The organism is Virgisporangium aurantiacum, assembly GCF_016863635.1.
Classification (GTDB): Bacteria; Actinomycetota; Actinomycetes; order Mycobacteriales; family Micromonosporaceae; genus Virgisporangium; species Virgisporangium aurantiacum.
This window is the reverse complement of record NZ_BOPG01000050.1, coordinates 173,650-198,225: the sequence shown is the minus strand read 5'-3', so window position 1 is coordinate 198,225 and position 24,576 is coordinate 173,650. Positions and strand designations below refer to the sequence as shown.

Genomic DNA, 24,576 nt, shown 5'->3' with positions numbered 1-24,576 from the left:
ATATTCAACGCGACTGCGGCAATCGGAAATTCTTCCCGCGTCCAGTGGTGGCCGAGGGCGGCGGCACGACCGGCCCGATGTCGCCGTCGGGCGCCTCGTCGAGGTCGACGATCACCGGGGCGTGGTCGCTGGGGCCGGTGCCCTTGCGGGCGTGCCGGTCGACCCAGGCCGCCCGCACCCGCCCGCTGACCGCGCCGGTGGCCAGCACCAGGTCGATCCGCATGCCGAGGTCCTTGTGGAACATGCCGGCCCGGTAGTCCCAGTACGTGAAGACGCGCTCGGTGGGCCAGCGCTCGCGCACGACGTCGTGCAGGCCGAGCGACTGCAGGTCGGCCAGCGCCTGCCGCTCCGGCGGCGTGACGTGGGTCTGCCCCACGTACGCCTGCGGGTCGAACACGTCGGCGTCGGTGGGCGCGATGTTCACGTCGCCGCAGACCACCGCCGCCTCCGGACCCGCACCGACCACCTCGCGCAGCGCGGCCAGCCATTCGAGCTTGTACTTGTAGTGGTCGGAGTCGGGCTCCCGCCCGTTCGGCACGTACACCGAGTGGACCCGCACCCCGCCGCACGTCGCCGCGACCGCCCGCGCCTCCGGATCGGGGAAGCCGGGCGCGCCGGCCACCCCGTGCACCACGTCGTCGAGCCCGACGCGGGAGATGATCGCCACCCCGTTCCACTGCGCCTGGCCGAGGTGGGCGAAGGCGTATCCCCGGTCGGCGAGTTCCGACTCCAGCAGCGTGGCGAAGGCGGCGTCGGTGAGCTTGGTCTCCTGGACGCACAGCACGTCAGGCTTCCGCTCGTCGAGCCACGGCAGGAACCGGGGCATCCGCTGCTTCACCGAGTTCACGTTCCAGGTCGCGATCCGCATCACCCGACGCTACCCGGGAAGGCACGGCCCACAACGCGACCACGCCCACCACCGCCACGGCGACCGCTCCGCCGACCAGCAGAACCGCCATCGCGGGCGTCGGATCGTGCGGTGCCCACCCGGCGTACGCGGTCGCGGTGACGGCGCCGAACGCCGCCGCGTACCCGGTCGTGGCCACGGCCATCGCCCACGCCGCCGCCCGCGCCCGCAACCGCCCCGCGTCGAGCAGAATCGCGAGCACGCCGAGCACCTGGATCGCGTGCAGCCCCACGGCGTGCGCGAGCTTGGCGCTGCCGGCCGCACCGAACAGGATGTCGTCGGGCACCCGCCCGGTGGCGTCGACCGCGGCCTCGCCGATCGCCGCCATGTCCTTGCCGATCGCGCCGGCGACGAGCACCGCCGCGAACCCGGCGACGACCGCGATCCGCGTCGCCGCGCTCCCCCGGAACCGCACCAGCGAGGCGACCAACGACCACAGCACGCCGAGGGTCAGCACGATGATCGTCATGCCGATCACCGACCAGACCGCGCTGTCGAACGCGGTTGCCGCGTTGAAGTGCGACGGGACGCCGCGCCAGCGCTGCATCGTGATGAGAGCGACCTCGAGCACCAGGCTGGCACCGACGAGCCCGGCCGGCACGGTGACCCACCACCGCTGCGCCTGCCGGCGTAACGCCCACACCATCGACCAGAGCAGCAGGCCCATGGAGAGCCCGAAGACCACCGGCTTGCGCCAGGACACCGGCCCCCACCAGGACCCGCCGTCGACCAACGCCACCACCAGGTGCACCGCGCCCGACGCCAACAGCAGCGTGCCGGCCCACCACAGCAGCCGCTGGAAACCGTTCTGTGGACGGACCGCCCGCCACACCGTGCCGACCATGACTCCCCCTTCGAACACCTGGCCGAAACGGTAGGTCCGAAGGTAGCCGCGCCGCGTCCCTCCGTGGAGGTCACCTCGTGTACCCCCACGGGGGTACGCGCTACATCAGGCCGGCCCGGTACGCGAGCACCACCGCCTGCGCGCGGTCGCGGGCCTCGATCTTCTGCAGGATCCGCTTCACGTGGGTCTTCGCGGTGGACTCGGCGATCACGAGCAGGTCGGCGATCTGCTCGTTCGACAGGCCCTCGGCCACCAGCCGCAGCACCTGGACCTCGCGCGCGGTCAACCGGCCGAGCCGCTCCCGCTCGGGCGATCCGGCCGCCGGACCGGGCCCGCCCGCCACGAAGTGCTCCACCAGCGCGCGGGTCACCGACGGGTCGAGCAGCGTGTCGCCACCCGCGACGGTGCGCACGGCGTCGACGAGCCGCTCCGGCGACGCCCGCTTGAGCAGGAACCCGCTCGCGCCGGCCCGCAGCGCCCGCCAGACGTAGTCGTCGTTGGGGAACGTCGTCAGCACCAGCACGCGCGTCGGCAGCCCGGCGGCGACCACGCGGGCGGTGGCCTCGATGCCGTCGATGCCGGGCATCCGCACGTCCATCAGCACGACGTCCGGCGCCAGCGCGCGGCACAGGTCCACGGCCGCGATCCCGTCGCCGGCCTCGCCGACCACCTCGAGGTCGGGCGCGGCGCCCAGCACGACCGCCACGCCCGCCCGGAGCAGGGCGTCGTCGTCGGCCAGCAGAATACGGACGGTCACGGCCGCGGCTCCGCAAAATCCTTGTGGACCGGGAGCAGCGCCCGCAGCACGAAACCGCGGCCGGGTGCCGGGCCGTGCTCCACCGTTCCGCCGAGCACGCTGACCCGCTCGGCGATCCCGAGCAGTCCGCGGCCCGGTCGGTAACCCGCACCCGGCCCCCGCCCGTCGTCGCGGACCTCCACGACCAGCGTGCTCATCGCGTCCAATCTGATCCTGACCGTGGCGGAGCGCGCCCGGCCGTGCTTGAGCGCGTTGGTCAGCCCCTCCTGCACGATCCGGTGCGCCGAGAGTTCCAGCCCGCGCGGCAGCCCCCGCGCCGCCGAATCCGTGCCCGATGTGCCGCCGAGAGAGGCGTCGAGCTCGACGCGCACCGCCATCCCGGCGTCGACCAGCGGCCGCACCACCGTGTCGAGGTCGTCCAGGCCGGGTTCCGGCTCGTCGTCGGACCGCAGGACGCCGAGCACCCGGTCGAGTTCGGCGAGCGCGTTGCGCCCGGTGCGTTCGACGCTGACCAGCAGTTCGCGGGCCCGGTCGGGGTCGGTGTCGAGCACCACCCGCCCGGCACCGGCCTGCACCAGCATCGTGTTGACGGTGTGCCCGATCACGTCGTGCAGTTCGCGGGCGATCCGGACCCGCTCGTTGATGACCGCCTCCCGGCGCACCAGCCGCCGGTAGGCCTCCATCTGCTCCCGCCGGCGCGCGACGGCGTACCCCGCCGCCCAGGCCAGCAGCCACACCACCACGACGCCGACCGCGCTCGCCACCGAGGAGCCGTTCTCGTGGGCGAAGTAGGCCAGGACGCCCGGTACCAGGATCACCGGACCCACCAGTGCCCGGCCCCGGCTCGCGTGGAAACCCAGCGCGTACAGGCCGATCAGGTTCGCGTACGGCGTCAGCTGGCCGGGCGAGACGGCGAGCGACTCGACGACGAGCCCGGACGACCCGACCACGTACGACCCGAGCGGATAGCGCCGGCGCGGGACGAGACTGCCGGCGATGACCACGCTGAGCACCACGGCGAGGGCGAGCCGGTCACCGCCCTCCGCGACCCGGATCGCCACCATGGCCACCAGGAACGCGGCGGCGAGCGACAGGTCGAGGGCGACCGCCCACCGTGCGGTGAGCGGTCGTCCGAGCCGGTCGAGGATCCGTGTCAAGCCCGGCGCACCTCGTAGCGCAGATGCGTCACCAGCGAGGTCCGGCGGGCGGAAACCTGGGTCAGTTCGGTGCGGGCGGTGCCGGTGAACAGCCGCTCGCCCCGGCCCAGGAGCACCGGCGTGACGTGCAGGCGCAGCTCGTCGACCAGGCCGGCGGCCAGGAACTGGTTGACGGTCGCGGCGCCACCGGCGACCGACACGTTGCGGTCACCGGCCGCCTCCCGGGCCAGCCGCAGCGCCTCGTCGATCCCGCCGGTGACGAAGTGGAACGTGGTGCCGCCGGCCATCTTCTCGGCCGGACGCTCGTGGTGGGTGAGCACGAACACCGGGGCGTGGTACGGCGGGTCCTCGCCCCACCAGCCCCGCCAGGTGCGGTCCCACGCGCCGCGCCCCGGCCCGAACATGTTGCGCCCCATGACGAACGCGCCCGCGTCGGTGATCGCGTCGAGTTCGTCCTTGTTCTCCTCCGCCGCCTGGGTCATCCAGTCGGTCAGGCTGGTGAACGCGTCGTCTCCGAACGGCTTCTCGAGGCTCTGGTTCGGCCCGGCGGTGTATCCGTCCAGCGACGCGGCCATGTCCACGACGACCTTGCTCATCGGGGTGATCCTCTCCCTCAGGGGTGGCTTCACCCGTCAGACGGAGCCGCGACCGCCTTCTCTACATCTCTTCTACCAGGCTTGGGCCGGCGGCGTGGTCGGCGGTGTCGTCGGCGGCGCGGTCGGCGGCGCCTGCAGGCCGATCTCGTAGGCGAGCATCCCCGTCGACAGCGGTTCGACGCGGGCGCGAAGATCGGCGTACGCGGTGAGGGTCAGCTGCGAGGTGAGCACGGCCACCGCCCCGCCGATGACCACCGAGATCACCGACGTCAGGAGCGCGCTGCCCAGGAGCGCGCCGGTGGTGACCTCGTCGGGCAGGTCCGACCCGAGCGAACCGGCCGAGGCACCGGTGATCGCGCTGACGACCCCGTCGATGATCGACGCCAGCACGCTGGCCGCGATGGTGAACCCGGCGATCGTCGCGACGCGGGCCACCGCCGCCCCGAGGTCCCGGTGGAACAGGCTGAAGCACCGGCCGATCACGTTCGTCCGCTCGAACGCGACGACCGCCGGGATCGTCACGAACACCGCGTACAGGTAGACCGCCGGCAGGATGCACGCGCAGACTCCGGCGATCATGATGAACCCGGCGGTGATCTGCCAGCCCAGCAACGGGAACATGCGGCTGAGCGCCTGACGCAACGCCGCGCCGACGTCCGGCTCGGCCCCCGTCGCCACGGCCACGCCGATCCGCATGCTGGCGAGCGAGACCAACGCGGCCACCAGAATGGCGATGAACGCGCCGAGGAACGTCAGCCCGATCACGCCGAGGAACAGGCCCAGGTCGGGGGCCGCCTCGGGGTCGTTCTCGATGGACTCCGTCAACTCCGAACTGGCGGTGAGCGCCCAGATGAGGAACGGCACCTGCACGATGAGCGCCGTCACGCCGCCGATCACCTGGAGCACGGCCAGCGGCCGCCATCCCACCTTGACGATGGTGGTCGCGCGGCGGAACCATCCGTTGTAATCCGGGCTGATCAACGGGTCGTAGCCGTAACCGGGAGGGCCGTCGGTCGGCGCCGGCCCGAGCGGCGGGATGGCGTAACCACCGCCGGGCACACCGCCCTGCGCGGCAGCGGCCGGATCCCACGGATTCTGCGAGCCGTAGGGCTGCTGCGGGCCCGGCGGCACCGCCTGGGCCGGCGGCACCGGCTGGCCCGGCACCGCCTGAGTCGGCACCTCTTGGCCCGGCACCGCCTGGGCCGCCTGGGCGGGCGACTCCGCCTGGGCCGGGGGCTCGGGTGACGGTTCCGGCTTGGCCAGCGGCACCGGCTCGGCCGACGCCTCCGGCTCGCGCGGCAACTCCGGCTCGCGCGGCAACTCCGGCTCGGCCAGCGACACCGGCTCCACCGGGACCGGCTCCACCGGTACTGGCTCCACCGGGACCGGCTCGACCAACACCGGCTCCGCCGACGGTTCCGGCTCGCGTACCGGCTCCGGCTCGCCCGACACCGGCTCCGGCTCGGCCGCCGACACAGGCTCGACCGACCCCGCCGACGGCTCCGGCTCGCGCGCCGGCTCCGGCTCGGCCGGCGGCACAGTCGCTGCCGGCCCGGCCGGCGACTCCGGCTCAACCGGCTCGCGCGGCGGCTCCGGCTGGCCCGGCCCGGCCGTCGGGTCGGGCTGTTCCGGCTGGTTCGGCGGCGTCGTCACAGTTGGTTCCACCCTCGTTGCTGTGGCGCCACACCGGCGCGGAGACGAATGTTGTCAGATCCGCGCGATCGCCGCGATCCCCCTTCCGTAACTATTCGGGCATCGATCGTCGGACGTCGATGAACGGGAGGATAGACACCTCCCCTCGCGAAGATCGTCGGCGGCGTAGGGTGCCGGCATGGCGGATCTGTACGAGTTCGTGCTGGCGCTCGACCTGCGCGACCTCACGCCCGACGAGGAGGCCGAACTGCGCTGGCACGTCGGCGCGGGCGAGCGGCCGGAGCGCCTGGTGTTCGGCACCGGCGCGTACGTGGAGACCTGGCCGCTGGGCGACCCGGGCGATCCCGACTGCGAGTGGGAGAAGGCCGAACCGGAGGCGCTGTTCGCGGCGACGGGCCCGGCGCACCGCATCGGCGGCGCGCTCGTTCAGCGGCTGGAGACCCGCGACGACGGATGGGCGTTGACCGTTCGCCAGGAGCTGCACCCCGACCAGTTCGCCGCGGTGCGGGCGCTTCTCGACCGGCTCGGCCCGCGCGCCGCCCGCGACGGCTTCGTCGGCTACCTCAGGTTCTACGAGAATACCGACATCACGGCTCTGACCGTCGACAATGGACAGATCACGTGACGCGGTAGTACCGGACGCCGTCGTTTTCGGTGCGGTCCAGGCGGCCGGTGCCGGCCAGCACGTCGAGGTGCGCGGCGGTCTCGGTGACGGCGAGGCAGCGGCTCAACAGGTCCAGCTCGTCGAAGGCGCGACCGCGCCGGGTCCACCGCAACCGTTGCGCCGTCTCGAAGGCCGTGCCCGCAAGCGCGTCGAACGTGTCGCGCAGCCGCACGTCGTGATGCTCGATGAGCTCGTCGACGCGGGCGTGCACGCTCGGCCCGACGTGCCCGTGCGCGGGCAGCAGCCGGCGGTCGGGCAGCGCGCGCACCAGGTTCAGCGAGTCGAGATAGTCGCGCAGCGGCGACTCGGCGGGCACGGGCTCGAACCCGATCGACGGCGTGATCCGGGGCAGTACGTGGTCGCCGCAGAACATGACGTCCCGATCGGCGTCGACGAACACCAGGTGACCACGGGTGTGCCCGGGCGTCGGGTGCGCCTGCCAGGACGCGGTGGCGAGGTCGACCGTCGACGGCGCCTCCAGCCAGTCGTCCGGGTCCTCCCACTCGCTCGTGTCGTGGTGGACCGACACCTCGGACAGCTCCTTGGCCAGCGCCGCGGCCCCGCACAGCGTCAACTGGTCGCGCAGGCCGCCGGGCCGGTCGGGCGGCGACGACTGCACGACGCGCAGCGACGGCCGCTCGCCGATGCCGAGACCGACCCGGATCGACGGGTGGTCGCGGCGCAGCCGCACGGCGAGCGTGTAGTGGTCGCGGTGCACGTGGGTGACGAGGATCCGGCTGATCCGGCCGGGGTCGGCGTCGAGCGCCCGCAGCGCCTGCTGCATGACGTCGAGCGCCTCGGGCACCACCCACCCCGAGTCGACGAGCACCAGCGCGTCGCCGTCGCGCACCGCGTACACGTTCACGGCGCGTAGCCCGTCGGACGGCATGGGCAGCGGGATGCGGTACAGGCCCGGCATCACCTCGTAGACGCCCGGCGCCGTCCAGTCGCGCTCGGGGTCGTCGGGAACCGGGTCCATCCCGGCAGTGAACAGCAGACCGGGAGCACCCGGCACCCGTTTGTGTGCAGTGTCTCCCTACGAGGGACGGCCGTCTCAGGCCGGCGTGAGCCGGAACACCCGCAGTTCCCGGCCGGCGCGCCGGTCGTACGTCTCGTACGCCGGCCACACCTCGGCCAGCAGCGCCCACAGGTTCTCCCGGTCGGCGCCGCCGCACAACCGGGCGCGCACCGGGATCCGCTCGCCGTCGACGTCGACGATCGCGGACGGCTCGCTCAGCAGGTTCGCCGACCACGCCGGATGCCCCGCCTGACCCCAGTTCGACCCGACCACGACGAAGTCGGCACCGTCCCGCGCGTACAGCAGCGGCTGCTGCCGGGGCAGCCCGGAGCGGCGGCCGGTGGTCGTCAGCAGCAGGGCCGGCGTGGCCGAGTCGCCCGACAGCGACCACTTCCCCCGCGTGCGGCGGCGCACCCACCGGTCGAGCGGCGTCACCTGCCGGCCGAACCAGGCGAACCACCGCTGGTGCCCGAGCCGCCGCAGCAGCTTCGCGTACCGCACCCGTACCGACACGGCTACCGGTCCAGCGCCAGGCTGACGAGGGTTTCGCCGGCACCGTCGACGCGGCCGGTCGGTACGAAGCCGAGCCGTTCGTAGAACCCGGCCGGCCCCCCGTCACCCGGCACGTAACTGGTGAGCAGTTCGGTCGCGCCTTCGGCGCGGACGAGCTCGACGACCCGCCGCACGACGTCGGCGCCGTAGCCGCGGCCCTGGTGCCGGCGGTCGATGAGCAGCTTCCACAGGAACCACGGCCCGACGATGCCCGGCGGTTGCGGGTCCACGTTCCAGCTCAGCATCACGAACCCCACCGGTTCCGCACCCGCGTAGACCGCCCGGTACCACGGGTTCGCCTGCGGGTACTTCACCGCGTCGTCGAGCGACTTGCGCACGGAGCTGACGAACCGCTCCTGCTCCGGCGCCACGCTCAGGGCGAGGACGGCGTCGCGGTTGTCGTCGGCGATCTCGCGCAGCGTCACGGCCATGCCGGCAGCGTAGGACCGCTACGCGGGTTCGGGAACCCCGTCGGGTTCGCCGGGGCCGCGGCCTGGTTCGACCGGCGGGGGCGGCAGCGTGTCCGGGGTGTCCGGCAGCAACTCGCCGGGATCGTCGGGCACCGGCTCGTTCGGGTTGATCGGCGGGTACTCGTCGGGATCGGGACCTGGCAGCACCATGAGCCACTATTGCCCACAGCGGACGGCCGGCAATCTACAGCGCCTGGAAGAGGTTGCGCATCGCCAGGATCGACGACCGCACCTCCTGCAACAACTCGGTCGTCGCCAACGGCCGGCCCCATTCCCGCATCGTGGCGTCGTCGTACCCGACCGTCTCGATGCCGCAGCCGTACCGCTTTCCCAGCAGGCGCACGGCGTCGCAATGCTGATGCCGCACGTAAGGATCATTGGTGACGACGAGCAGCCGGTCGGTCGGCACCGGCGCTCCGACGTGCTCGGCCCACCCGAGAAACGTGTCGGCGGTGTTGGCCCGGAGCGGCGGGCGGCTCGACGCGGCGGCCAGCACGTGCACCTCGGCCACGCCCGGCCGGTCCACCGTCCAGCTGCGGTGCCACCACCCGTCGCCGGCGCGTTCGGCGGTCGGTTCCGCCGGCAGGCCGAGGAACTTCCGCAGCCCTACCAGCATCATGTCGGCCTCGGTCTCGACCGGGTCGAGGCCCAGCCGCAGGCCCTCGCGGTACTCGCGGTCGTCGCGGTGGCGCAGGCTGCCGAGGCCGGCGACGGTGCGGGCGGTGACCCCGCCGCCGGTGACGAGCTCGGCCGCGTACCCGCTGCGACCGAGCGACACGCGGATGCCGCCGCCGAGCACCACGACGTGGTCGTAGGCCGGGTGCGCCGGGCCGGGCGAGCCGCCGAGGCCGAGCGTGCGGATCAGCGACCGGACGCGGCCGTCGAGATCGGCGTCGTAGTAGACGCGTTCGGTGTCGAACCGCTCCTTCGTCCCGCCCCGGAAGTCCCACACCTGTGAGAACTCCGCCACCCGGTCGAGCACCGACGCCAACGGCCCGGCCGGTACCACGCCGCCGAAATGCTTGACCAGTTCGGCCAGTTCCGGAGACGTCACCCAATCGTTGATCGACGCGGCGACGGCTTCCGCACGCGGGCCGCCGGGATCGCACGGGGGCAGGGGGATGGGATTGGTCACCCGCGCTGGCACCTCCTCGCCGCTTTCCGGGTCAGCAGACTACAAGAAGGTACGGTGGGGTATCGGGTGGAGGTGGGGCCGATAATCGCGCATGCAGTCGGGCGCCGGAGTGGGCAGGCGGTAGGCCTGCCGGCGCTCGCGGCACTGCTGCTGGCGTCCTTCTCGATCGCGTTCTCGATCGCGCTGTTCACCGCCGTGGCCGGCCTTCCCTGCGGCGGCCACCCACCTCTCGGCGCGGCGATGTCGGGGCCTGGCGCGATGCCCGCGCAGGCAGCCGCCCACGGGTCCGCCGACCTCGACGTCTTCTCCGGATACCTGCAGGCGACACCGGCCGCGGAGTCGCCCGGCGTGTTCGCGGTCACGGCCGGCGGCTCCGGACCGCTCGCGCCCGGCGCCGAACGCCATCAGCGGGGACGGGCGCCTCCTCACACGGGTTGACCTGTCCGTCACGCCCGCACCGCCTGTGTGAGGAGAACTCCGTGTCACCCCTGAGCACCGTGCGCGAGAGCACGGTCACGTCGCCGCCGCGCGCGCCCGAGAAGCGCTACCTCTACATGGACGTGCTGCGGGCGGCCGCGCTGGTGCGGGTCGTCGTGTACCACGTCCTCGGCTTCGCCTGGATCCCCATCGTCTTCCCGGCGATGGGCGTGATGTTCGCGATCGCCGGTTCGCTGATGGCCCGGTCGCTCGACCGCGGCAGCGGCGTACGCGTCCTCCGGTCGCGGGTGCGGCGCCTCCTGCCCGCGCTGTGGGGACTGGCCGCGCTCGCCGTGCCGGTGATGCTGCTGCAGGGCTGGTCGTCGGCGCCGGCGTCGAAGCTGGGCTGGGGCGAACTGGTGTGGTGGATCGTGCCGCTGCACACCCCGCCCGGCGGCGGCCGGTGGGGCTGGAGCTTCACGGTGATGCTCTGGTACCTGGTCACCTATCTGTGGTTGGTGCTGCTGTCGCCCGTCCTCCTGATGATCTACCGCCGGTGGCCACGACTCTCCCTGGCGGTCGCGATCGCCGTTCCGGTCGCGGTCGACCTCGGCATCCTCGCGCCCGGCGGCTACCTCAGCGACTCGATCTGGAACGTCACCACGTACGCGTGCTGCTGGATGCTGGGCTTCGCCCACCACGACGGCCGGCTGCGCCGCCTCACGGACCGCCAGTTCTTCCTCTCGGCGGCGACCCTGGCGGTGGCCGGCGCCGGATCGGTGCTGTGGTACGGCCTGCACACCGGCACGTTCGACCTCAACCACGTCCCGGTCGGGCGCAGCCTGTGGTCGGCGGCGTTCGTGCTCGTCGTGCTGCGGTTCGAACCGAAGCTGACCTGGATCTCGGCCCGCCGCTGGGCCACCACTCTTGTGGCGGCGGTCAACCGGCGCGCGGTGACGATCTACCTGTGGCACCTGCCCGGCGGGATCATCGCGCTGCTCGTCGTGGAGCGGTTCGGGTTGAGCGGGACGAGCTGGTGGGCGGCGCTGCTCGCGTCGGTCGGGGTGATGACCGCGGTGGCGGTGCTGGTGTTCGGCTGGATCGAGGACCTGTCCGCCGGCCGCCCGGCCCGGCTGTTGCCGTGGACGCGTTCGCCCGCCTCCGCGCCCGTGTCGCCGGCGCCGGTCTCCGCGCCGGTCTCGCCCCCGCCGGGCGCCGGCCTCGCGCCGGTCTCGCCCGCGGCCGTCTCCGGCCTCGCGCCGGTGCCCGCGGCCCGGCCGGTCCGGCCGCGGTTGTGGAGCGGCCCGGCGGTGGTCGGCCTCGTCGCCGTGCTCGCCCTCGGCGTGACCGGCGTGGCCGTCGCCGGCCCGGGCACGCCCACCGCGTCGCAGCAACGCCAACCGCAACCGCAGGAGACGCGCTACGTCAGCGACATGCCGTACACCGCGATCGCCAACGGCCTCGGCCCCGTCGAACGCAACCTGACCAACGGCGGCGACGAACCCGAGGACGGCGGCCCGATCGAGGTCGACGGCGTCACGTACGAGCACGGCCTCGGCGTGTACGCGTTCAGCCGGATCCGGGTCACCCGGCCCGCCGAGTGCCGCCTGTTCACCGCCGTCGTGGCGGCGATCGCGCCGGTCGGCAACACCGACCCGGCCCGCATCGGGTTCACCGTGTGGGGCGACGACCAGCCGCTGTACCGGTCCGGCCCGATGAGCCCCGAGGTCGGCGGCCGCCACCTGTCCGTCGACGTCCAGTCGGTGCAGCGGGTCGAGCTGGTGGTCACCACCCGCCGCGACGGCGGGATTCCGGCGACCGCCGTCTGGGCCGACGCCCAGTTCCAGTGCTGAGTGCGCTGCCGGCCCCTTGACCCGCGGTGGGGCCGGCGGGCAGACTGGCCGAGGAAAGCGCTTTCCTCACCCCCGCCGGAGTGCGCCACGCCATGAGCGAACACAGCTACCGCGCCGCCATCGTCGGTACCGGTGCGATCGCCGGTGCCCATGCCACCGCGCTGCAGGAGCACGCCGACCGGGCCCGGCTCACCGCGGTCGTCGACGTCGACGCCGGGCGGGCACGCGCGTTCGCCGAGCGGTGGGCGGTACCCACGGTCGCGCCCGACCTGGCCGCGGTGCTGGCCGACGGCGTCGACCTGGTGCACCTGTGCACGCCGCCGTCGACGCACCTGCCGCTGGCCCTGGAGTGCCTACGGGCCGGCGTCACCGTGCTCGTCGAGAAGCCGCCGACGTTGTCGCTGGCCGAACTCGACACGCTCGTCGACGCGGCCGCCGCCGGCAACGCCCACCTGGCAACCGTGTTCCAGCACCGGTTCGGGGCCGGGGCCGCGCGGCTGCGGGCGATGACGGCGGCCGGGGATTTCGGACGCCCGCTGCTGGCCACCTGCGACACGCTCTGGTACCGCGACGACTCCTACTACGCCGTCCCCTGGCGCGGCAACTGGGACACCGAGGGCGGCGGCCCCACGATGGGTCACGGCATCCACCAGTTCGACCTGCTGCTGTCGGTGCTCGGGCCGTGGGAACAGGTGACGGCGGTGGCCGCCCGCCGCTCGCGTCCGGTGCGGACCGAGGACGTGTCGATGGCCCTGGTCACGTTCGCCGACGGCACGGTGGCGTCGGTGGTGAACTCGGTGGTGTCGCCGCGCCAGACGTCCGACCTGCGCTTCGACTTCGAGTACGCGACGGTGGAACTGTCGCACCTGTACGGCTACACCGACGACGACTGGACGGTCACGCCGGTGCCCGGGCACGAGGCCGTCGCCGAGCGGTGGGCGCGGCAACCGTCCACTGTGGTCGGTGGGCACACCGGCCAGGTCGCCGCCGTGCTCGACGCGCTCGACGCGGGCCTGCCGCCACCGGTGACCACCGCCGACACGCGGCAGACGATGGAGTTCGTCGCCGCCGTCTACGCGTCGGCGTTCACGGGCGCGCCCGTCCACAGTGGACAGATCGACGCCAGCAGCCCATTCGCCCGACGGATGAACGGAGCAGGAGCCCCATGGGAAGCGGTACCGACCCGGTGACCCTCGAGCTGGACCACGCGATCGACCGGTCGGTGAGCGTGACGGCCGGCGGCGTCACCCTGTTCACCTACGTCTACCGGCCCGGCACCGCGCAGCGCGAGTCGCCCCGACCGTACGTGCACCCGCTGCGCACGCTCGGCGGCGACCTCGTGTCGGCGTTCCGCCCGCACGATCACGTGTGGCACAAGGGGATCAGCCTGGCGCTGCCGTTCGTCGGCGAGCACAACTTCTGGGGCGGCCGCACGTACGTGCACGGGCGGCACTACGTCCAGTTGGAGAACAACGGCAACGCCGACCACCGCGAAATGGTCCACCTGGGCCGCACGAAGGACGGCGTCGCCGAGCTGGCGCACAGCCTCGACTGGTTCTCGCAGCAGGGCGCGCCGGTCATCACCGAACACCGCGCGATCACCGGCCGGGTCGCCGACGGCACCAGCTGGGTGCTGACGTTCGAGACCGCGCTCACCAACGTCAGCGGCGACACGCTGGCGTTCGGGTCGCCCACCACGAAGGGCCGGGAGAACGCCGGCTACGGCGGGCTGTTCTGGCGCGGGCCGCGGTCGTTCACCGGTGGCGTCATCCAGTCACCGGCCGGTGCGGGCGGCGACGAGCTGCGCGGCACCACCGCCGAGTGGTTCGCGTTCCGCGGCCGGCACGACGAGACCGACCGGGCGTCGACCGTCCTGATCGTCGACGACTCCGACAACCCGCGGCACCCGCCGCAGTGGTTCGCGCGCAGCGAGCAGTTCGCGTGCCTGAACCCGGCGCCGTTCTTCAGCGAGGAGCTGGACCTTCCCCACGGCGAGACGCTCGGCCTGCGGTACGCGGTGGTCGTCACCGACGGCGACCACGGCGACGACGGCACCGCCGCGCTCGCCGCGCACGGCCGGGCCGCGCTCGCGGGTCCCCGCCTGATACCCGCCACGGTGCCGTTGTGACCGCTTTTCCCGGCGGCACCTCGGTGACGCGGCTGTCCGTCTACACCGGACAGTGCGCCGACGGGCTCGCCGGCGGCACCCCGCACCTGCACACCGCGTCCACCGAGGCGTACGTGGTGACCGGCGGCAGCGGCGCGCTGCAGACGCTCGACGCGTCCGGTTTCCGGGAGACGCCGCTGCGCGCCGGCTCGGCCGTCTGGTTCACGCCGGGCGTGATCCACCGGGCGATCAACCACGGCGGCCTGGAGGTGGTCGTGGTGATGTCGAACGCGGGGCTGCCCGAGGCCGGCGACGCGGTGATGACGTTCCCGCCGGACGTCGTCGCCGACGCGGACCGGTACCGGGAGGCGGCCCGACTGCCCGCCGACGCACCCGACGGGGCCGTCACCCGCCGGCGCGACCTCGCCGTCGACGGGTTCCGGCGGCTGGTGGCCGGCGGCGGGCCGGCGCTGAGGGAGTTCTACGGGCACGCGGCCGCGCTCGTGCGTCCCGCGGTCGGCCGGTGGCGGGAGCTGTGGGACGGCACCGTGGCGGCCGAGACCCGGCGGACCGCGACCGTCCTCGACGCCCTCGCCGGCGGCGACGGCGGCCACCTGCGCGCGGGACGGGTGCGCGAGTCGCCGCAGAGCGCCGAGGCCGGCTGGGGCATGTGCGGCCGGCTGCACACCCACGACGTGCGCTGAGGCTCTACCGGGGGCGCTCGGCGTCCTGCAACCCGGCGCGGGCGGCGTCCTCGGCGGCCGTGGCGGTGCCGAACCGCGACCGCGACCAGCCGTACTCGTCGTCGACCAGAACCACCGTCGTCCAGCCGCCGCCGAGGCAGTACGGCCCGCCCCGCACATCGGCGACGAGCCGGTACCACAGTTCCGGTTCCTCGTGCCGGAGCAGTTCGCCCGCGTCGGCCACGAACACGTACCGCCGCCGGCTCGTTCCGCCCTCGCCGAGCTGGTGGAACATGTCCTCCCAGCCCCGGCTCGCCGGGTACGGCAACTGCAGGGCGGCCACGAACTGGTCGACCGCGCGGGCCGCGGTGGTGCAGGCCGCGCCGAGCACCAGCCGCACGTCGGCGTCGGTGAACTGCATCTCGTACCGCAGGTCTTCGAGCAGGTGGGCACCGAGCTCGACCGCGTACGCCCGGCCCTTCCGGCTCGACACCCGCCTGATGACGGCCGCCACCTCGCCGGGAACCTCCGTCATACCGCCGGATCCTACGCCGCCCGCAGACCTTGCCGAAAACGTTTTCGTCGGGCACAGTGGTTGCCCAGACATTGGTCAATGTCGATAGCCGCAGCCCTCCGCCAGGGTCACCTCCCCGCGGCACCGCCTGCCTCGAATGGATGGTGCGTTCCCCCATGAGCCGTAACAGACGGGTGCTGCTCGCGCTGGCGCTCGCCCTCGCGACCGTCGCGAGCATGATCCTCGCGCCGGCGCCGACCCCCGCGACGGCCGCCGTCAAGGCCGTCTACATTCCCGCGCGGTGGACGCAGACCGGCGAGGTGCCGTGGGCGTCGAACCGCAGCCGGGAGTCGACGAACTTCATCCTGCTGTGGGGCGAGAAGTCGGGCACCAACCCGGTGTCGGCGCCCTCGCCCTACACCTTCGACCCGAACAGCATCATCACGCAGTTGGAGAACCTGTACTCGTTCTACGTGAACACGATGCAGTTCACGCCGGAGACGGGCCTGCTCGCGCAGTACAAGATCATCGTCATCGTGACGAACACCTGGAACCGCACGGAGCTCAACGCCTGGGCCACCGGCGGTTCGGTCGACGGCACGGTCGGCGTCATCAACATCGCACCCGGTGCGGCCCTGCCCGGATCGTGGGGCCTGGCGCACGAACTCGGGCACGTGTTCCAGAACTACACGTTCCTCGGGCGGTCGGGCTCCGGGTTCACCAACGCGTCCGCGGGCACGTTCTGGGAGACGAGCGCCGAGTTCATGGCGATGCAGGCGCTGCCGACCACCGCGGCCGGCGACCTGACCCGGTGGCTGCGCTCGGAGAACCTGTACTACAGCAGCAGCCGGCACCACTACGGCAACTGGATGCTGGTGCAGTACATCAAGGACCGCGACGGGCTCGCGATGTTCAACCGCATCTGGAACGAGGCGCGCACGAGCGAGCACCCGCTCGAGACGTACCGTCGCATCACGGGAATCAGCCAGACCGAGCTGAACCGGCGCGTCGGCGAGTACGCCACCCGCACGGTGACGTACGACTTCGGCAACCGGTCGACGCTGATGCCGTTCATCAACAACGTGTACGGCGCCGGATTCCTCAACGCCTACAACGGCGGCAACGTCGAGGCGGTCAACCAGAGCCTCGGCCACTACCGGATGAACCCGCGCCAGGCGCCGTCGGACTACGGCTTCAACAAGATCAAGCTGGTGCCGTCGGCCAGCGGCGGCCTCGTGCAGGTGCGGCTGAAGGGCCACGCCGAGACCGGCGCGAGCGGCTGGACGTTCGGCCTCGTCGCGACGCGCAACGGGAGCACCCCGCGGTACTCGTCGCTGTTCACCGGAACCGACGGGCAGATCGACTTCCCACTGCAGTCGGGCGAGACCGACGTGTGGCTGGTCGTCACCGGCACGCCGACGGCCGTGCCGCACTACGCGTTCCTCGACGGCTACAACAGGGCGCGCCGCTTCCCGTACGAGTTCCGGGTTTCCGGCGCCACGCCGAGCGGGTTCGAGCCCGGGTACGTGAAGCCGGCCGCGACCGGCGGCGGGCACTGGCACGCCAACGGCGGCGGCTGGGTGTCGAACAACGCGAACGTCGCGTCGACCGCGTACGTCGGCCCGAAGGCCGCGGTGTACGCGGGATCGGTCACCGGCAACGCGCGCATCGAGGGCCTCGGTTGGGTCAACGGCGGATCGGTCAGCGGCAACGCCGTGGTCAGGGACAACGCGCTGATCCAGGGCGGCGCCAACCTGTCCGGCAGCATCGTGGTCGGCGGCGACGCGGAGTTCGCGATCGCGTGCAGTTCCGGGACGTACCTCGCGTTCAACCCCGACCGCGGCTGCAACGGCGCCGGCGGCGAGGCCGACGTAAACCCGTCGTTCACGAACTTCGCCAGCGCCGACCTCGCGATCGGCGGCGGACCCACGAACCCGCCGCCGACCGGGAACGTCAACGTCGCGGGTGCGGCGACGCCGTCGGCGTCGTACACGTCGGCGTGGGAGTCGGTGAACGCGATCAACGACGGCGTGGAGCCGACGTCGTCGAACGACTCGACCAACCCGCGGTGGGGCACCTGGCCCAACAGCGGCCAGCAGTGGGCCGAACTCACCTGGGGCAGCGCCGTCACGATCAACCGCACGCAGGTGTACCTGTTCGACGACGGCCAGGGCATCGACCTGCCGTCGAGCTGGAAGCTGCAGTACTGGACCGGCAGCGCCTACGCCGACGTGCCCGGCGCGAGCGGGTACCCGGTGGCGGCCAACGCGTACAACACGGTCACCCACACCACGATCAGCACCACGCGGCTGCGGGTCGTGTTGCAGTCCACCGGAACCAGCTCCGTCGGGCTGCTGGAGGTCAAGGCGTTCACGCCACAGTCGTGATGCGCTGCCACGGAATCTGCGCGGCGAACCTGGTCAGTTGCTCGATCCGGTCGGCGACCAGGTCCGCCCGCGCCGGCGTCTCCGAGACGCCGTACAGGTAACCGCCCTCGATCCACCAGGTGGTGTTCGGCGACGGCACGCCCGCGAGCATGTGCGCCACCGGATGCACCGGCCGGTCGGTGGGCGTCCCGGAGCGCACGGAGTCGACGTCGGCCTGGGTGATGTAGGGCAGCGGCGCGGGCAGGAACACCGTCCACGCCGTCTGAACCTGGTCGGTGAGCCGCGGGCGCCGGCGGGCCCGGTCGTACGCGACGCACGTGAGACCGTTCGCGGTGGCCGTCACCGTGCCTTCACCCGTCGTGCCGGACGCCTGCGTGGGGACGCCGATCAGCCGCGTCGCCGTCACCGGTCCCCCGACCGGAACCGCGACCTCCGGCATGAACCGCCACCCGCGCGTGGCCGCGATCTTCTGCCGGCGGCCGAACCGGCGCGGCGCCGGAATCCTGCGGTAGATACCGACTCCGAGCGCGACGATCCCCGCCTCGGCCGCGAGCGTGGCGCCCGTGACGACGATGTAGTGGCCCTCGAAGACGTGGTTCGCGGCGATCAGCAGGATGACGCCGACGAGCCCGAGGAACACCTGGCCGGCCCGGATCAGCCGCTGGTCGATCAGGTACCCGGCCGCGCTGACGACGATGGCGACCGCCAGGAACCCGAGCGTCAGCGCGAGTCCGGGTTGCAGCCCCGCGCCCCGGTCGAGCGTGAACGACAGCGCGAACCCGCCGACGATGCCGAAGATCGCGGCGATCCGGATCAGGGTCCTGTCCTCCAGGCTGGTCTCCGGTCCGGGCCGGGCGGGTGCCTCGCTGTCGTGCGGCGGCCGGCCGATCGCCTGGAAGACCTCGACGAGCCGGGCGTGCACCGGGTCGGCGTCATCGGTCCACTCCATCGCGATCGGCGCGTGGCGCCCGTCGAGGGTGGTGACCTTCGCGAGGTGCGGGCGCTTGTTCGGCAACGAGAGCACCGTGAGCCGGTCGACCTCGGCCCAGGTGGCCGCCTCGGTGCGGCCGTTGCTCGTCCACACCAGACCGCCGTGGTAGACGTAGGTGACGCGGAATCCGCGGAAGATCTCGAAGAACCCGAGCCCGATGACGAAGAGGCCGCCGAGCACCGCGAGGACCGCGCCGAGCGCGAGCGCGCGGATCTCCGTCTTCCCGGCGAGCCAACCGAGAAGCGCGGCGACGCCGAGCAGCACGACGCCCACGACGGTCCACCCGAAGAACATCACGAACGGGTTCTCGCCCTTGCGGGTCAGCGCGTGGGCGCCGAGGCCGCGGGCCGCGGCCAGCGCCTCGACCTTGGCCGGCGGACGCGCGACGGTGCTCTGTTCCATGGCCCCTCCCGTGATCTGTCGATCGGCCGTGAAGGCGACAGCGTAGCCCGTCAGAACGGATGGAAGTCCTCGAAGGGTGGCTCGACCGGTTCGGGGATCCGGTACGCCACGCACCGCGGCACGAGCTCCGCCGTCGGATCGTTGCCGACGTGCTGCCGGCTGCCGCCGGCGAACGCGTCGGAAACCGTTGTCCAGCCGAGGTTCCGCTCGAAGTAGCGGGCCGCCGTGCGCACCGACGGCGCCCAGTTGTCGTCGAGGACGACGAGCCCGCCCGGCCGCACGAGCTTGCGCAGAAAGTACAGGTCGACGAACACCTCGTGGTACCGGTGGCTGCCGTCGACGAACGCCGCGTCGGCGACGAACCCGTCGGTCACCAGTCGCGGCAGCACGATCGACGACCAGTCGCGCACGAGTTCGGCGACCGTGTCGAGCCCGGCCGACCGCAGCTGCTCCCAGCCGACGTCGGAGAACGCGGTGTCCTGGAAGGGATCCACGATGACGTGCCGGGGGCGCTCCGAACCGACGGCGACCAACGCCTCACCGATCGCGAGCGCCGAACCGCCGTACGCGAGCCCGATCTCCACCACCGTCGCGGCGCGCTCGGTGATGAGCAGATCGCGGAGCAGGTCGCAGTCGTGCGCCGGCAACGCCACCGTGCGGAAGTCGTTGTCGTCGCGGGCCCACGGTGGACCGTCGCGCTCCAGTTTCTCGCGCACTTCCCTGATTCGCACCCCGCGAGTCTAGGAGGCGAGCCGCGCGGCCGCCTTCCGGAGGACGCGGGGCACCAGGAACCGGTGGACGGCCGACAGCGGCCGCCACACGACGGGCGCCAGCCACCGGTCGTAACGGAGGAGCGTCGCGAGCGCCACCTGCCCGTCGGCGACCCGCACCACGAGGTTGCCCGACATGAACCACGACCCGGTGGCGAGCCGGATCCAGTCGTCGCCCCGCCCGTCGATCCGCCAACCGGCCACAGTGGACGGTGACCGCCCCGGCAGCAGTCGCAGGCCCAGGAAACCGCGCCAGATCAGGCGTTCGGCCGGGCTGGGGACGTTGCCGAACATGGCGCGCGCCCATTGCTCCGGGGTGGCGTCGGTGGCGGTGTTGTCGACCGTGAACCGGTCGGCGTAGTCGATGCGGGGCAGGGAACTCAGCGTGCGCTCGGCCACGACCATCGCTCGGCCTCCTATACGGTAGCGTATATGTGCAGGCTAGCGCTGTTATACGGTCCCGTATATAGATGGTGAGGCGAGGCACATCGTGGGTACGACGCGCACGTCGCGGGAGCGGTGGATCGAGGAGGGGCTGCGGGCGCTGGCCGACGGCGGGCCCGACGCCGTGCGCGTCGAGGTGCTGGCGAAGCGGCTCGGCGTCACCAAAGGGGGTTTCTACGGGTCCTTCGCCGACCGCGACGCGCTGCTCGGCGCCATGCTCGACACCTGGGAACGGGAGAGCACCGACGAGGTGCTCGCCCGCGTCGAACGGGAGGGCGGCGATCCGCGCACCCGGGCCCGGCGCGCCGGCATGCTCACGTTCTCGAGCGACCGCCTGCTGCCGATCGACCTCGCGGTGCGCGACTGGGCCCGGCGCGACGAGGCGGTCGCCGAACGCCTGCGCCGGGTGGACAACCGGCGCATGGGGTTGCTGCGCGAGATGATCGGGACATTCTGCGCCGACGTCGACGAGGTCGAGGCGCGCAGCCTGATCGCGTTCTGCGTGGCGATCGGCGGGCACTTCCTCGCCGCCGACCACGGCGACCGCACCCGCGGCCAGGTTCTCGCCCGCGCCGCGGACCTCATCCTGGACCGGCCCAGGCCCGGCTGAACGTGGGACTGTGGCGACCGCCGCCACCGGGCACAATGCCGCCCATGAATGATCCCCGGTTCGCGCCCGACAGTTGGGCGGTGCCGCGGCACCCGCAGGTCCCGCCCGGTGTTCCGCCGCCGGAGTTGGTGAAGCGGATCCCCGATCAGCAGCCGCTGGTGCTGAAGTCCCGGTTCGGTCGCTTCTTCGCCGTCTTCGGCACGCTGTTCCTCGGTTTCCCTTTCGTGGCCCTCCTCGGCGCCTCCGTCCTGCTGTTCGCCGCCACCGGCATCGGCTTCGGCGACCTGTCACTGATCGTGTTCGCGGCGTACGGATTTCTCGCCGTCTTCGGGCTCTTCCAGATGACGATCCTGATGAGCATGGGCATGGCCGGCGGGCCGGTGCTCGCCGCCAACACCGAGGGCCTGTGGATCCGGGCCCGCAAGTGGCCGGCGAGGTCGGTGTACCTGCCGTGGCCGATGGTCGCCCGGATCTACCCGCGCCGCTGGCTGTGGGACCGCGCGATCTGCGTCGTGGCCCTCGATCCGCGCGCCGGCAGCCACGCCGGCGTGTTCGCCCGCATCGACATGGCGATGCAGAACGCGTTGCTCGGCAGCCGGCTCACCGCGTCGACGTTCTACAGTGGACGCCGCGCCGACGACGTGCTGATGGAACTGCACCAGCTCTCCGGCGGCCGCGTGTACATCGGCTAGCGCGGCGGAACCCGGTCCCGCGCCACGGCGTCCTCGAGCGTGTCGGCGAACGAGTCCGGATCGCGCGTGCGCACGAACGTCCGCACGGCGTCGTAGAAACCCTCCTGGAACTCCGGGCTCATCGCCTGTCCGTGGGTCACCGACATCAGCACCGGCAGGTTCCACAGGTCCGCCGACGCCGCCCGCTGGTAGGCCGGCAGAGCCGAGACGTCGACGTCGCGCACCACCGGCACCGACCCCTTCGCGCGGCTGAACGCCGCCTGCACCGCGGGCCGGCCGATGACGCTCAGGAACGCCAGCGCGTTGCGGGCGTTGTCGGCGCGGGTCGCGGCGACGAACACGTCGACGACCGCGAGGAAGCCGCCACCCGTGCCGGGGAAGGGCACGACGCCGAAGTCCGTGCCCTCGCGACCGCCGCCGGCGACGAGCTCCCCGTACGCGGAGTCGTTCATGGACGCGAACGCGCACCCGCCCGACGCCAGCTTCTTCATCGCCGCGTCCCAGGTGAGGCCGTCCGCCCGCGGATCGGCGTAGCCGAGCAGCTCGCCGAACGAGCGCAGCGCCGCCTGCACCCGGGAACCGCGCCAGTCGAGGGTGTCGCCGGTCAGGTCCCGCCAGCCGTCGACGCCGACCGCGCTCAGGAGCACGTTCTCGAACAGTTCGACGGTGGTGAACGGGTCCCGGGCACCGAGGCACAGCGGCGTGACGCCGGCGTCCTTGAGCCGCCGCAGGTCGTCGAGCAACGCGGTCAGCGAGTAGCCGGCCGCCGGCACCGCGACGCCGGCCTTCGCGAGCGTCGCGAGGTTGAACCACAACACGTTGCCGCGGTGGGCACCGGTCGGCATGCCGTACGGCCGGCCGTCGCGCAGCAGCGAGCGCGCGATCGTCGGGTGCATCGACGCGGCGTCGAACACCGACGTCACGTCGCGCACCACGCCCCGCTCGGCGTAGCCCCGCACCGCACGGCCGGCGAACGTCTGCCAGACGTCCGGCGGGTCGTTCTTCTGCAACCGCTTCGCCAGCGCGACGATCGCCTGCGACCCGGCCCCGCCGGCGACGGCCGCGTTGACCGGGTCGACGCCCGGGTTCTCCGTACGGAACGCGGTCAGGAGGACGTCGAGCGCGGCGGCCTCCGAACCGGACGTCCACCACGACACCACTTCCAGGTCGTCGGTTGCCTTGTCGGTGCTCGTCGGTTCGTCGCCGGTGCAGCCGCCGACGGCGAGAACGATGGTCACGAGGACGGCGAGCCGCGCTCTCATGAGGTCTCCCCCTCCCCCCGCAGCGAGTACAGCGCGTACAGCCCGACGACCGCGAAGCACACGGCCGGGACGATGAACGAGAACGCCGCGCTCGTCTCGTCGACGAGCTTTCCCTGCACGAGCGGCATGACGGCACCTCCGACGATCGCCATCACCAGACCGGCGGCGCCGAACTTCGTCGCCGGGCCGAGGCCCCTGAGCGCGACGCCGTAGATCGTCGGGAACATCAGCGACAGGCAGAAGGACAGCGAGACCACGGCGATCACACCGGCCAGGTTCGGACTCGCCATCGCGAACCCGCACAGGCCGACCGCCACGAAGGCGAGCACCGCGAGCACGGCAGTCGCCCGCACCCGACCGATCAGCCACGTCATGAAGAACCGCGACCCGAGGAACACGAGCAGGCTGAGCTGCAGGTAGAAGCCGCCCTTCGCCAGGCTGCCGCCCAACGCCTGCTGCACGTACTGGATCAGGAACGTCCACACGCAGACCTGGGCCGCGACGTTGGCGAACTGGGCGACGACGCCGTAGCGGTAGCGCCCGGTGCGCCAGAGCACCCCGAACAATCCCCGCGTGCCGCCCTCGTACGGCCCCGCGTCCGGAAACTCCTCGACGATCGGCGGCGACTTCTGCGTGAAGATGACCAGCCCGATGACCGCCAACAGGACGCACAGGCCGAGATACGGACCCATGACCGCGCCGAGTTCACCCGCGCGGACCTCGTGCAGTTCGTCCTGGGTCAGCGACGAGATGTCGACCGGATCGGCGAGCTTCGGGAAGATGAGCGTCGCCGCGAGCAGGACGCCGAGGTTCGTGCCGACCGGATTGAACGCCTGGGCGAAGTTCAGCCGCCGCGTGGCGGTCTCCTCGGGGCCGAGCGACATGACGTAGGGGTTGGCCGACGTCTCCAGCATCGAGCACCCGGCGGCCATCGCGAACAGGGCGACCAGGAACGCCTCGTAGGTCATGATCTTGCTGGCGGGATAGAACATGAACGCGCCGGTCGCGGCGAGGCCGAGCCCCGTCAGGATCCCGACCTTGTAGCCGAACCGCTGGTTCAGGAACGCGGCCGGGAGGGCCAGTAGGAAGTACGCACCGAAATAGGCGAGTTGCACGAGCGACGCCTGGAACGTGCTCATCTCGAAGATGCGCTTGAAGCCGGCCACCATCGGCGTGGTCAGATCCTGCGCCACGCCCCACGCGGTGAAGCACCCGATCAACGCGACGAAGAGGACGACCATTCCGCGGCCGATCAGTGGCGGGCGGGCTTCCCTGTCGACGTCACGAGCCACAATCGCCATCGGGGGGCTCCTTCCGCGAGGGCGTGCCCTCAGCAGTCAGACGCCTACCCAATGTAATCATGATCGACACACTTCACTGTGCCGATTTACGGGTTAGCTCGGCCCGCGCTAGGAGACGGCCTTCAGGTGGACGGGCTTCGGACGGAGATCGGCGCGCCACGCGGATGCCAGGTCTTCGATGGGGAGGCCGAGCACGTCGCTCAGGCAGGCGACCGTGCCGAACGCCGGGGTCGGGAGCCGACCGGTCTCGATCTTGCGGAGCGTTTCGGGCGAGATGCCCGCCGCGTGCGCGATCTCGTCGAGGGGGCGGTCACCGCGGGCGGTCCGCAGCCGGCGGCCGAGGTGCTGGCCGGCCTCGATCTGCTGGGGCGTGAGCGGGTTGCGAACCAC

At 72.3% G+C, this 24,576-nt stretch carries 27 protein-coding genes; 9 read left to right on the top strand and 18 right to left on the bottom strand.

What is annotated here, in order from left to right; all coding sequences use genetic code 11:
* Window positions 1-4: 4 nt before the first annotated feature.
* The 6 genes from Vau01_RS38650 to Vau01_RS38625 form a co-directional block, all read right to left on the bottom strand.
* Window positions 5-868: an exodeoxyribonuclease III gene (locus Vau01_RS38650; RefSeq protein ID WP_204004218.1), complete on the bottom strand. Its 864-nt coding sequence runs from the start codon at window positions 866-868 to the stop codon at window positions 5-7.
* A complete protein-coding gene (locus Vau01_RS38645; protein WP_204004216.1) occupies window positions 786-1,751 on the bottom strand; it encodes a hypothetical protein in 966 nt (321 codons plus the stop codon). The genes Vau01_RS38650 and Vau01_RS38645 overlap by 83 nt, the downstream gene beginning before the upstream one ends.
* Before the next feature lie 100 nt (window positions 1,752-1,851).
* Window positions 1,852-2,508: a response regulator gene (locus tag Vau01_RS38640; protein ID WP_239152190.1), complete on the bottom strand. Its 657-nt coding sequence runs from the start codon at window positions 2,506-2,508 to the stop codon at window positions 1,852-1,854.
* The gene (locus tag Vau01_RS38635) at window positions 2,505-3,665 is read right to left on the bottom strand and encodes a sensor histidine kinase (protein WP_204004214.1); all 1,161 of its coding nucleotides are present in this window, start codon (window positions 3,663-3,665) and stop codon (window positions 2,505-2,507) included. The genes Vau01_RS38640 and Vau01_RS38635 overlap by 4 nt, the downstream gene beginning before the upstream one ends.
* Window positions 3,662-4,261 (bottom strand): dihydrofolate reductase family protein, encoded by a 600-nt coding sequence (locus Vau01_RS38630; RefSeq protein ID WP_204004212.1) that lies wholly within the window; start codon window positions 4,259-4,261, stop codon window positions 3,662-3,664. Before Vau01_RS38630 ends, Vau01_RS38635 begins: the two co-directional genes overlap by 4 nt.
* Window positions 4,262-4,333: 72 nt before the next feature.
* Window positions 4,334-5,914 (bottom strand): hypothetical protein, encoded by a 1,581-nt coding sequence (locus tag Vau01_RS38625; protein ID WP_204004210.1) that lies wholly within the window; start codon window positions 5,912-5,914, stop codon window positions 4,334-4,336.
* Between the two features lie 178 nt (window positions 5,915-6,092).
* On the opposite strand from Vau01_RS38625, the gene Vau01_RS38620 reads away from it, so the two are divergent.
* Window positions 6,093-6,539 carry a hypothetical protein gene (locus Vau01_RS38620; RefSeq protein ID WP_204004208.1) on the top strand — a complete coding sequence of 149 codons (447 nt, stop codon included), beginning with the start codon at window positions 6,093-6,095 and terminating at the stop codon, window positions 6,537-6,539.
* Here the strand turns inward: Vau01_RS38620 and Vau01_RS38615 are convergent.
* The 5 genes from Vau01_RS38615 to Vau01_RS38595 all read right to left on the bottom strand — a co-directional run bounded on the left by Vau01_RS38615 (window position 6,532) and on the right by Vau01_RS38595 (window position 9,753).
* Window positions 6,532-7,557, bottom strand: coding sequence for an MBL fold metallo-hydrolase (locus Vau01_RS38615; RefSeq protein WP_204004206.1), 1,026 nt, complete (start codon window positions 7,555-7,557; stop codon window positions 6,532-6,534). The genes Vau01_RS38620 and Vau01_RS38615 overlap by 8 nt on opposite strands.
* A gap of 75 nt (window positions 7,558-7,632) precedes the next feature.
* Complete coding sequence (locus tag Vau01_RS38610; protein ID WP_239152189.1) at window positions 7,633-8,109, bottom strand: nitroreductase family deazaflavin-dependent oxidoreductase; 477 nt, start codon at window positions 8,107-8,109, stop codon at window positions 7,633-7,635.
* A gap of 2 nt (window positions 8,110-8,111) precedes the next feature.
* Window positions 8,112-8,579, bottom strand: a complete 468-nt coding sequence (locus Vau01_RS38605; RefSeq protein WP_204004204.1) for a GNAT family N-acetyltransferase — start codon at window positions 8,577-8,579, stop codon at window positions 8,112-8,114.
* Between the two features lie 18 nt (window positions 8,580-8,597).
* Complete coding sequence (locus tag Vau01_RS38600) at window positions 8,598-8,768, bottom strand: hypothetical protein (protein WP_204004202.1); 171 nt, start codon at window positions 8,766-8,768, stop codon at window positions 8,598-8,600.
* A 34-nt stretch (window positions 8,769-8,802) separates the two neighbouring features.
* Window positions 8,803-9,753 (bottom strand): hypothetical protein, encoded by a 951-nt coding sequence (locus Vau01_RS38595; RefSeq protein ID WP_204004199.1) that lies wholly within the window; start codon window positions 9,751-9,753, stop codon window positions 8,803-8,805.
* A gap of 54 nt (window positions 9,754-9,807) precedes the next feature.
* Here Vau01_RS38595 and Vau01_RS38590 point away from each other — a divergent pair, with 54 nt between their 5' ends.
* From Vau01_RS38590 to Vau01_RS38570, 5 genes are all read left to right on the top strand, one after another.
* Window positions 9,808-10,191 carry a hypothetical protein gene (locus Vau01_RS38590; RefSeq protein ID WP_204004197.1) on the top strand — a complete coding sequence of 128 codons (384 nt, stop codon included), beginning with the start codon at window positions 9,808-9,810 and terminating at the stop codon, window positions 10,189-10,191.
* A 41-nt stretch (window positions 10,192-10,232) separates the two neighbouring features.
* Complete coding sequence (locus tag Vau01_RS38585; protein WP_204004196.1) at window positions 10,233-12,023, top strand: NPCBM/NEW2 domain-containing protein; 1,791 nt, start codon at window positions 10,233-10,235, stop codon at window positions 12,021-12,023.
* Between the two features lie 92 nt (window positions 12,024-12,115).
* Entirely contained in the window at window positions 12,116-13,213 is a 1,098-nt protein-coding gene (locus tag Vau01_RS38580) for a Gfo/Idh/MocA family protein (protein WP_204004194.1), read from the top strand.
* On the top strand, window positions 13,189-14,151 hold the full coding sequence (locus Vau01_RS38575; RefSeq protein WP_204004192.1) for a DUF6807 domain-containing protein: 963 nt from the start codon (window positions 13,189-13,191) through the stop codon (window positions 14,149-14,151). Before Vau01_RS38580 ends, Vau01_RS38575 begins: the two co-directional genes overlap by 25 nt.
* Window positions 14,148-14,834, top strand: coding sequence for a cupin domain-containing protein (locus Vau01_RS38570; protein ID WP_204004190.1), 687 nt, complete (start codon window positions 14,148-14,150; stop codon window positions 14,832-14,834). The genes Vau01_RS38575 and Vau01_RS38570 overlap by 4 nt, the downstream gene beginning before the upstream one ends.
* A gap of 4 nt (window positions 14,835-14,838) precedes the next feature.
* Here the strand turns inward: Vau01_RS38570 and Vau01_RS38565 are convergent, their stop codons facing one another.
* Entirely contained in the window at window positions 14,839-15,348 is a 510-nt protein-coding gene (locus tag Vau01_RS38565) for a hypothetical protein (protein WP_204004188.1), read from the bottom strand.
* A 155-nt stretch (window positions 15,349-15,503) separates the two neighbouring features.
* Between Vau01_RS38565 and Vau01_RS38560 the strand changes: the two genes are divergently transcribed.
* Entirely contained in the window at window positions 15,504-17,714 is a 2,211-nt protein-coding gene (locus Vau01_RS38560) for a DUF6055 domain-containing protein (RefSeq protein ID WP_204004186.1), read from the top strand.
* Here Vau01_RS38560 and Vau01_RS38555 read toward each other — a convergent pair.
* From Vau01_RS38555 to Vau01_RS38545, 3 genes are read right to left on the bottom strand one after another with little or no spacing between them, the layout of a single operon-like run.
* The gene (locus Vau01_RS38555; RefSeq protein WP_204004184.1) at window positions 17,698-19,107 is read right to left on the bottom strand and encodes an MATE family efflux transporter; all 1,410 of its coding nucleotides are present in this window, start codon (window positions 19,105-19,107) and stop codon (window positions 17,698-17,700) included. The genes Vau01_RS38560 and Vau01_RS38555 overlap by 17 nt on opposite strands.
* A 50-nt stretch (window positions 19,108-19,157) precedes the next feature.
* Window positions 19,158-19,838 carry a class I SAM-dependent methyltransferase gene (locus tag Vau01_RS38550; RefSeq protein WP_204004182.1) on the bottom strand — a complete coding sequence of 227 codons (681 nt, stop codon included), beginning with the start codon at window positions 19,836-19,838 and terminating at the stop codon, window positions 19,158-19,160.
* 9 nt (window positions 19,839-19,847) lie between these two features.
* Entirely contained in the window at window positions 19,848-20,282 is a 435-nt protein-coding gene (locus Vau01_RS38545; RefSeq protein ID WP_204004180.1) for a hypothetical protein, read from the bottom strand.
* Between the two features lie 85 nt (window positions 20,283-20,367).
* On the opposite strand from Vau01_RS38545, the gene Vau01_RS38540 reads away from it, so the two are divergent.
* A complete protein-coding gene (locus Vau01_RS38540; protein ID WP_204004178.1) occupies window positions 20,368-20,931 on the top strand; it encodes a TetR/AcrR family transcriptional regulator in 564 nt (187 codons plus the stop codon).
* A gap of 44 nt (window positions 20,932-20,975) precedes the next feature.
* Complete coding sequence (locus tag Vau01_RS38535; RefSeq protein ID WP_204004176.1) at window positions 20,976-21,623, top strand: hypothetical protein; 648 nt, start codon at window positions 20,976-20,978, stop codon at window positions 21,621-21,623.
* Here Vau01_RS38535 and Vau01_RS38530 read toward each other — a convergent pair.
* The 3 genes from Vau01_RS38530 to Vau01_RS38520 form a co-directional block, all read right to left on the bottom strand.
* Entirely contained in the window at window positions 21,620-22,885 is a 1,266-nt protein-coding gene (locus Vau01_RS38530) for an ABC transporter substrate-binding protein (RefSeq protein WP_204004175.1), read from the bottom strand. The genes Vau01_RS38535 and Vau01_RS38530 overlap by 4 nt on opposite strands.
* Window positions 22,882-24,186, bottom strand: a complete 1,305-nt coding sequence (gene fucP, locus Vau01_RS38525; protein ID WP_204004173.1) for an L-fucose:H+ symporter permease — start codon at window positions 24,184-24,186, stop codon at window positions 22,882-22,884. Before fucP ends, Vau01_RS38530 begins: the two co-directional genes overlap by 4 nt.
* A 108-nt stretch (window positions 24,187-24,294) precedes the next feature.
* A complete protein-coding gene (locus Vau01_RS38520; protein WP_204004170.1) occupies window positions 24,295-24,576 on the bottom strand; it encodes a helix-turn-helix domain-containing protein in 282 nt (93 codons plus the stop codon).